This window comes from Butyrivibrio sp., from assembly GCF_024699075.1.
Window position 1 is genome coordinate 1 of the sequence record NZ_JAILQF010000005.1, and the last position, 8,378, is coordinate 8,378.

The following is an 8,378-nucleotide window of genomic DNA, read 5'->3' on the forward strand; positions in this document are numbered from 1 at the left end:
TATTCTTTAGAAGAAGCTATTTCTAAGAATGAAAAGATGTTGGAGAAAGAAGGAAGACAAGCATGGAATCAAAGAGAGTACAGAACACTTTTACTGATACGTGACTTTGAAAAAAGATAATTTATAAAAAATGCGATTGGTCTTATATATTGGAATTTATATGAATCTACTAATCACTTACAACTATGACTTTATAAAGGAATTATGACAGTATGAGAAAAATGTTGTTGTGGTAATTCTTTTCAGTATGCTTATTATATCTGCATGCTCATTTTCAAATGCAAAAGAAACCAAGCAGAATTGTTTAGAGCAGGTGCAATTATTGCATCATAAATATGAATCGAATGCAACCACAGTCTTTGCAAAAATTCGATTAAATGTTTGCCGAGATGTCCAATGTTTGCTATAATGTAATCGAAATTATTCAAAGAATATGAAAAATATGGAGTAAAAATGGAATATAAAAGAGATGTGTATCTTGGAAGAATAATAGATAGAAAGCAAAATGGCTTAATCAAGGTGATAACGGGAGCCAGAAGAGCGGGAAAGTCATATCTTATGAATGAACTTTATTATAAGCATTTGCTTAACTGTGGCGTTCCAAGTTCAAGCATCATACGTTTTGCATTTGATTCAGATGAAGATATTGACCTTCTTGAGGACTATTATCCAGATGAGGATACTAAAATTTGGAAAGATGGCGATATTTTCTATGTTAATTCCAAGAAATTCAGGGCATATATCAAGGATAAGACAAATGATGTCGATAATTATTACCTTCTTCTTGATGAGGTACAACTTCTTGATGGGTTTATAGGTACATTAAACAGCTTTTTGCGGCACAAAAATTTTGATGTATATGTAACAGGTTCTAATTCGCGATTTCTTTCTTCTGATATAGCAACCGAGTTTAAAAGCAGGAGCAGCGTAGTGCATGTGCTTCCATTATCTTTTTCTGAATACATGCAGGGATTCGATGGAAATCCTCAAGATGCGTGGAAAGAATATGTTATTACTGGTGGGATCCCTCTTGTGGCGCAGATGACTAGCGATGATGAAAAAGTATCTTATCTAAAGTCACTTTGCGAAGAAACTTATTTAAAGGATATTATCATTCATAATAGAATTAAGAAGAAAACTGAACTTGCAGATACATTTGATGTATTGGCATCCATGATTGGCACACCAGTCAATATAAGCAAGATTACCAATACCTTCAAGAGTGTTGTAAGTAAGGATATTACTGATGATACCGTAGCTAATTTTGTAGAATATTTTGAAGACGCATTTGTTGTATCAAAGGCGAAAAAATATAACATCAAGGGTAGAAAGTATATTGGATCTCCTTTCAAAGTCTATTTCGAAGATATTGGCGTAAGAAATGCAAGGCTTAATTTTAGACAGATTGAAGAGACTCACATAATGGAAAATATCATCTATAATGAACTCAGATACAGGGGATTCAATGTAGATATTGGAGAGGTTAATATCAATGAAAGGACTGAAAGAATCGATGTTAATGGTAAAAATATCTATGCTCAGAAGGCTTTAGAAGTTGATTTTATAGCTTCAAAAGGTGCTCAAAAGCTTTATATTCAGTCCGCATTATCGATGGAAGAGAAAGATAAGCAGTTACAGGAAAAGAAAAGTCTTTATTATATTAATGATTCTTTCAAAAAAATAGTGGTTGCTAAAACGGGGCTTAAACCATCATATGATGAGAAAGGTATAGTCACGATTGATTTATATGATTTCCTTTTGGGAGAGGATATTACAGCTTAATAGTCGATCATGGTCTCTTTGGGACGGGGGAGTGGTAAATTATATTCAAAGTCACCTGCCCATTGTTAATCGTATTAGTGGGGATGCATTATGGTTAAATTTACATGGTTCAAAGATTCTGTTCCTAAACAGTTACCAGTAAAACAAGTCTATGGAATAGCATTTTCAGCTGACAATCGAGTCGTTTTGAGAATTGAGGATGGAAAATACAAATTGACTGGTGGAAAGCCTGAAAATGCTGAATTCTTTAAGGAGATATTGATTACAGGGGGGTATTAATTGAAGCAGATTATTGAACAAGCAAAGAATCTTTTTTCTCTTGAAAATAGTACATTCACCGCTGTGTCAGGCCACGAAGGTGGACGAAACCAGATCATGATTGTTAGTCTGAATGGGGATAACCAATATGTTCTTCGCATCTCCCCTTTGAGTGATCGAACTGAGAATGATTATCTGGCTGAAACAGAGTTTGCTCACTTCCTGGCTGAAAACGGCGCACCAGTAGCAGATGCGATCCCGTCTGTTCATGGGAAACTGGTGGAATGCATTGAGGCAGATGGTAAGGAAGTGTACGTCAGCCTGTTTGCTTATGCCAAAGGAATGTTGATCGCGGATAATGGTTATCAATACAGGGAAGGTGCACCGCTAAGCGAATATTTCTACAATACTGGCAAGGCACTGGGCAAGATTCACAGCCTATCTAAGGCATATGTGCCTGTTCATAACCGACCAAACTATTTCGACAAATACAATATGTCTTACCTTGATCACCTGATTCCAGATGAATACCATGAACTAAAAAGAGTTATCGGGAAGCGTCTGGAAGAATTTCATACATTACCTATGGATAAAATTTGCTATGGTCTTGTTCACTTCGATTTTAGTGATGGCAACTACCATATCGACATGAATACTGGTGAGATCACGGTATTCGATTTTGATAATTGTATAAACTGTTGGTATATGTTCGATCTTGCAAATCTATGGATTCACAACGAAGGGTGGACAAGGCAGGAGACCAATCCAGAAAAGCGTTTTGAGCTGATGCAGCAGTGCTTTGACTTTCAATTGCAAGGCTATAAAACGGAGACGGATATTCCAGAAGAAATGCTCAAAAAACTGCCACTATTTATAGACATGGTGCTGATTGAAAACATCGTGGATGAATTTGAATGCTGCAAACGAGAAGGTGAAGAACTTGACTATGAAGATATTGAAGATGCGGCAGAATGCCTGATAAATGGTATCCCTTATGCGGGATTCGGAGAATACTGAAATTTTGGCATATTATTCACATAAATGTACCTGTTATTCATAATTTATTGGTGAACCCACGGCTAGAAGGTATAAAGGATACATGGAGGCGGAAAATTGAAGCTCTTTGTGCGGGAAAATCAAAATCTGGCAGAAACGGAAGTGGAAATAAGGTGTAAAGAGAGGACAAACGAAGTAGAGAATCTCATATGCGCCATTAATTCCGCAACTAGTGTCGTCATAGGCGAAAAAGAGAATGGGGATAAAGCCCGGGTTTATCTTACCAAGATTCTCTATTTCGAGGCGGTTGACAGAAACGTTTATGCCTATACAGATTCTGATATCTATAGGGTCAGGAAAACCATGTACGACATAGAAGACATGGTCGCAAACGACCATTTTGTCCGTATTTCAAAATCAGTGATCGTTAATATCAGAGCTGTCAGAAGAATATCTCCTGATAGCGCGAGACGATTAAAACTCCTGCTTTCGAGTGACGAATGGGTTATTGTTTCCCGAAACTACGTGGAAGATTTCAAGCAGAGTATTGGAATGAAAGGAAACAGCTGATTATGAAAAATGAGAAAATGGGATATGTGAGAGAAAAGAACCTTATAGATAGAACCAGGATTAAGATAGCCGTTCAAAAAAGTCTTTCAAGAGCTGCCATATTTTTTTCCATAACAGCATTGTTCGTTGGGATTGCTTTTGCTTTTGAAGGAGCTTATTTTGAACCTATTGTACTAATAAAGCTCTGGGTCACTTTCTTTGTGCTTGGAATTATCATGTTTTTTAGGATTCTTGCGGATTCAAGCAAATGGGCAATGGGAAAACCTTTTATCGTGAAAAATCTCATTTTTATGCCATTATTTCTGGCGGTGTCTTTGATATTTGCAATGGATGTTTCAAGACATAATGAGCAGATATTGCCAGCCTTCCCTAATCTTCTGATATTTGCTCTGATTTTTCTTTTGTTTTTTTCTATTACACAGATAATAAGCTATTATGTGATAAAAGCAAGGACAGACCGTATGAACGATGCTCTTTTGGAATTTCGAAAGGAGCAGAAGTGGGATGAAGAAGAATAGTATAGTAGTTGTGCTAAGAGCCGCTTTGGGGTTTGCTGTGTGGTTTTTGATCACGATAGGTTTTACAAAGATTTTGGGCCCAAGGCTTCCCAAGAGAATACCTGAAATTATAACGCTTATTGTGGAAACTATGATTATTCCTTATACCGTGGGACTCGCCGGATTCTTCGCTATTGCAGGAAATATGGAAAAGAAAAGTCCCGAGGCTGAAATTCAGGTAACAAGTGGATTGATATTAAAAAGCTTGATAATTCAGCTTGGACTATCTATACCGGTTGTTACGGTCATTAACATCATTATCAAAATACTTGTCGGAAAAGTCGGCAGCAATCTGTCTGCAGATCTCTTTGGAGAAAATCGGATATTCTACGCAGTTTTGCTTTTGCTATTCAATCCGATTTTTGAGGAACTTCTTTTTAGAAAAATGATTCTTGAAAGACTTCTGATACTTGGTCAAAAGGAAACCATTATTATATCAGCAGTCCTTTTCGCAATTCCACATGCCATATCTCAAGGTATACCTCAGATGTTTGCAACTTTCATTGTTGCTCTGGTTTGGGGAACTATTAGGATAAAGACTGGAAAACTTTGGCCATGCATGATTCTTCATAGCTTGTTTAACCTATTCTGCGGATACATTATTACAGCTTTATCCGGCAATCCGGCAGGTGCAGTAGCAGTGATGTTTATCTTTATGATATTTCTTCCTGTATTATCGGTGTTTTTGATAAAACTAAAATAATCACATATTATATCAAACAGTATAAGGTAGTGACGTATAAATCTTTCTTACGAGATTTATATTGCAAAAAGGGGATCATATCCGTAGATATGATCCCCATACTTTTAGTATATAGATAATTATTGGATTCCAACGCTTGTCCATGCATCTGAAGGAACAAGTGCGATGTAGGTCTTGCCGGGATTAACTACAAGCTCGGCGCCATCTAATGTGTAGAACTTTGTAGCACCTGTATATGTTGTCTTAACCCATGTTACAGGGATTGCCATACCACCTGTGAGATAGTAACCAACATTAGTTCCGATGCAGTTATAAACCATGTATCCGTTCTTATCAAGAAGAGTGAAGTCGCAGTCCTGAAGGAATACGTTGGTAAATGTTACCTGCTGCTTGTCATCACCATCTACTACAGAACTTCCGAATTCATAAAAGTCATAGGTACCTGTTGCAGCATTGTATACAAACTGTGTTGAATTGTGTGGAAATGGTACAGATACATTTGTTGCAGAAACAACGCCTGCATCATCAGCAAGAGAATTAGCACCAAATGTAAAGTGTTGTCCTTCATAAGCTGTATAATCTGTAGAATATCCTGCTTTTGCCATTCTTGATGCAGCTTCACCTGCTACGCAGTATTCTGTGAATTCTCTTGACTTTCCATTAGGAATTCTTGAAAATCCTCCGGAGAGATGGTTAAGACCTGTAGCATCAAAGTATGGATAGATATAGAAAGGACCGCCATCATGGATAAGTACAGCATTGTATTCTGCTGCGAGCATTATATTTGTAGGTCTTGTGGAACGGATATTTCCTATTCTTGAGATATTGTTGTAATCCTTGTAAATGGCCATAAGACGTGTTACGCGGTTGTTATGAGTTGAATTGATCATCTCATAGACAACATCAGCCTCTGATAGTCCATAGTGTGGACTGGCCTTTTTATCATTATCGATCATAACAGCTATAGGACGCTGTGTTTCGGATGCTGTAGTAGCAAGACCTGTAAGTTCATTGATTCCTGCCTGAGCATTTACGGTTGTAAAGGAAGTAGTAAGTGCACTAATTGCAAGAACTGCGCTAAGTGCGGAAACCGATACAGCCTGTATTAATTTTTTCTTTGAAATCATCATGATCCTCCTCGTTATCTAATTAGTCCCTCATATGGTGCCAGAAGGGACTTTTGATACCTACATTATTATATCGGAAAGTGTGATATAGTAAAAGTACATTATTTTAATAACGGGGGCGATATGCTTAGATTCTCATTAGGACCGTCCGGGTCCGGCAAAAGTCACAAGTTATATGAAGAAATTATAAAACGTAGTATTGAAGATAGTTCAAGGAACTATCTTATTATTGTGCCCGATCAGTTTACAATGCAGACGCAGATGGATATTGTAAGGATGCATCCTGATAAGGGCATCATGAATATTGATGTTCTTTCTTTTGGACGCCTTTCGCACAGGATATTTGAAGAGACAGGAAAGCGCAAAGAGGCTGTACTTGATGATGTAGGTAAGTCCCTTATTTTAAGGCATGTTGCAGATCTTAACAAAGATGATCTGCCTATTATAGGCTCGTATATGCACAGGGCAGGATACATAGATGAGGTAAAATCAACCATCTCAGAACTTATGCAGTATGATATAGGACCAGATGAACTTGAGACACTTATCAAAAGTTCAGAGACCAGAAGGTCACTTAAAGGTAAACTTTCTGATCTTAAGCTTCTATATCAAAAGTTTAAAGAATATACAGAAGGTAAATATGTTACTCCTGAAGAAACCTTGTCGCATCTTTGTATGCGCCTTTCAAAATCTGACCTTGTGAAGGACAGTGTTATTGTATTTGACGGCTTTACAGGCTTTACGCCCATTCAGTACAGGGTAATAGAAGAGCTTTTAATAACTGCAGGAGAAGTCATAGTATCTCTTGAAATGGATGATGATACTGATCCTTATAGTGAGAATCTAAGAGAGCAGGAGCTCTTTTATCTAAGTAAAAAGACTATTCAGAGTCTTCTAAAATGTGAGTTTAGAAGCTGTCAAAGAAAAGATCCTTTGAATACTCCTGATCTTGACAGATGGAAGGAATACAGGAATTCTCATAACACGGATATATTCTTAAAGGGTGTGAATTTAAGGCTTATTGATAATGCGCCCATGGCCTTTCTTGAACAGCATCTGTTCAGATATAAACCGGCATCCTATGACAATGATAAGGCACCGGCATCAGACAGTATAGTGATCGCGCAGTGTTCTGATCCTTTTGAAGAGGTTCGTCAGGCACTTATTTATATAAGCCGCAGGGTTAAAGAGGATTCAAGCCTTTTCTACCGCGATTTTGCGATAGTATGTGGAGACCTTTCTACTTATTCAGAAAAGATCAAGAGAGAGAGTAGTACTTTTGGTATACCTGTCTACATTGATGAGACAAGGGGCATAAAGCTTAATCCCTTTATTGAATATATAAGAAGCGCCCTTGATATAGTCAGGACCGATTACAGCTATGAGACGGTCTTTCATTTCATGCGCAGCGGTATGATGGATTTTGATGATGAAAGCATAGATCTTCTGGAGAATTATGTAAGGTCGCTTGGAATCCGCGGTCATAAGGCCTGGGAAGATATCTTTATGAGAAGCCCCAAGACAAGGCGCTCTACAAGCGATGAAGAGACGGTTCTTGTTCTTGAAAAGCTCAACAATATGAGACAGGAGCTTGTTGAGATGATAAGGCCTATCATGGACAATAAGAACAAGACTGTTCTTGACTTGTCCAAGGGCTTATATGAATTCATAAAAAGAGGTAATGCTTATATAAAGCTTGAAAGCTATGCAAAGCATTTTGAAGAGGAAGGCGATGTTGTAAAAGCCGATGAGTACAGCCAGATCTATGGCAAGATCATGGAGCTTTTAGATCAGGTTGCCCTCCTTCTCGGAGAAGAAAAAATTCCTCTTAAGGAATACATGGAGATACTTGATGCGGGATTTGGCGAAATTGAAGTAGGAACCATTCCTCAAAATGTAGATACATTAAGGGTTGGTGATATAGAAAGAAGCCGACTTTCCAATATCAAGTATCTATTGTTCCTTGGAGTTAATGATGCCTATATTCCTAAACATGCTTCCGAGGGTGGTATTTTATCAGATATAGACAGACATTTTTTGAGTGCCAATGCTGCGGATATAGAACTGGCACCATCTCCGCGCCAGCAGATGTATATTCAAAGACTATACCTTTATATGAATCTGACCAAGCCTTCAAAGCTTTTATACATGTCATATTCAGGGATTTCTTCAGATGGAAAGAGCATGAATCCTGCATATCTTATAGGTAAGATCAAGGCTCTTTTCCCTGAACTTAAAGAGTATAAGCCTCAGGCGGAGCCTATTGGCAGGCAGATAATGACTTTGTCTGATGCAAAGGTTTATGTCTCCTCAAAAGCAAGGGATTATGCAGATGGCAATCTTGATGAAAAACAAGAAAAGGAGTTTTTGACCTTATATGACCTT

The 8,378-nt window shown here is 37.7% G+C and carries 7 protein-coding genes and 1 pseudogene; 7 read left to right on the top strand and 1 reads right to left on the bottom strand.

Features of this window, described 5'->3' with window-relative positions; all coding sequences use genetic code 11:
- The first annotated feature begins 453 nt into the window (after positions 1-453).
- From K6G87_RS00095 to K6G87_RS00120, 6 genes are all read left to right on the top strand, one after another.
- Positions 454-1,782, top strand: coding sequence for an ATP-binding protein (locus tag K6G87_RS00095; protein ID WP_296832164.1), 1,329 nt, complete (start codon positions 454-456; stop codon positions 1,780-1,782).
- Between the two features lie 90 nt (positions 1,783-1,872).
- On the top strand, positions 1,873-2,061 hold the full coding sequence (locus K6G87_RS00100) for a hypothetical protein (RefSeq protein ID WP_296832167.1): 189 nt from the start codon (positions 1,873-1,875) through the stop codon (positions 2,059-2,061).
- Entirely contained in the window at positions 2,062-3,057 is a 996-nt protein-coding gene (locus K6G87_RS00105) for a phosphotransferase enzyme family protein (RefSeq protein ID WP_296832169.1), read from the top strand.
- Positions 3,058-3,153: 96 nt separating this feature from the next.
- Entirely contained in the window at positions 3,154-3,606 is a 453-nt protein-coding gene (locus K6G87_RS00110; RefSeq protein WP_296832172.1) for a LytTR family DNA-binding domain-containing protein, read from the top strand.
- Positions 3,607-3,608: 2 nt separating this feature from the next.
- Positions 3,609-4,124 carry a hypothetical protein gene (locus tag K6G87_RS00115; protein WP_296832174.1) on the top strand — a complete coding sequence of 172 codons (516 nt, stop codon included), beginning with the start codon at positions 3,609-3,611 and terminating at the stop codon, positions 4,122-4,124.
- A complete protein-coding gene (locus K6G87_RS00120) occupies positions 4,111-4,866 on the top strand; it encodes a CPBP family intramembrane glutamic endopeptidase (RefSeq protein WP_296832177.1) in 756 nt (251 codons plus the stop codon). The genes K6G87_RS00115 and K6G87_RS00120 overlap by 14 nt, the downstream gene beginning before the upstream one ends.
- A 119-nt stretch (positions 4,867-4,985) precedes the next feature.
- Here the strand turns inward: K6G87_RS00120 and K6G87_RS00125 are convergent, their stop codons facing one another.
- Positions 4,986-5,993 carry a DUF3048 domain-containing protein gene (locus K6G87_RS00125; RefSeq protein ID WP_296832180.1) on the bottom strand — a complete coding sequence of 336 codons (1,008 nt, stop codon included), beginning with the start codon at positions 5,991-5,993 and terminating at the stop codon, positions 4,986-4,988.
- 123 nt (positions 5,994-6,116) lie between these two features.
- Here K6G87_RS00125 and K6G87_RS00130 point away from each other — a divergent pair.
- Positions 6,117-8,378, top strand: a pseudogene (locus K6G87_RS00130) (exodeoxyribonuclease V subunit gamma); the annotation flags it as partial.

Bases quoted from the DNA above. Each gene is read 5' to 3' on its own strand.
- K6G87_RS00095 (WP_296832164.1), top strand. From the start codon at position 454: ATGGAATATAAAAGAGATGTGTATCTTGGAAGAATAATAGATAGAAAG.
- K6G87_RS00100 (WP_296832167.1), top strand. From the start codon at position 1,873: ATGGTTAAATTTACATGGTTCAAAGATTCTGTTCCTAAACAGTTACCA.
- K6G87_RS00115 (WP_296832174.1), top strand. From the start codon at position 3,609: ATGAAAAATGAGAAAATGGGATATGTGAGAGAAAAGAACCTTATAGAT.
- K6G87_RS00120 (WP_296832177.1), top strand. From the start codon at position 4,111: ATGAAGAAGAATAGTATAGTAGTTGTGCTAAGAGCCGCTTTGGGGTTT.
- K6G87_RS00125 (WP_296832180.1), bottom strand. From the start codon at position 5,993: ATGATTTCAAAGAAAAAATTAATACAGGCTGTATCGGTTTCCGCACTT.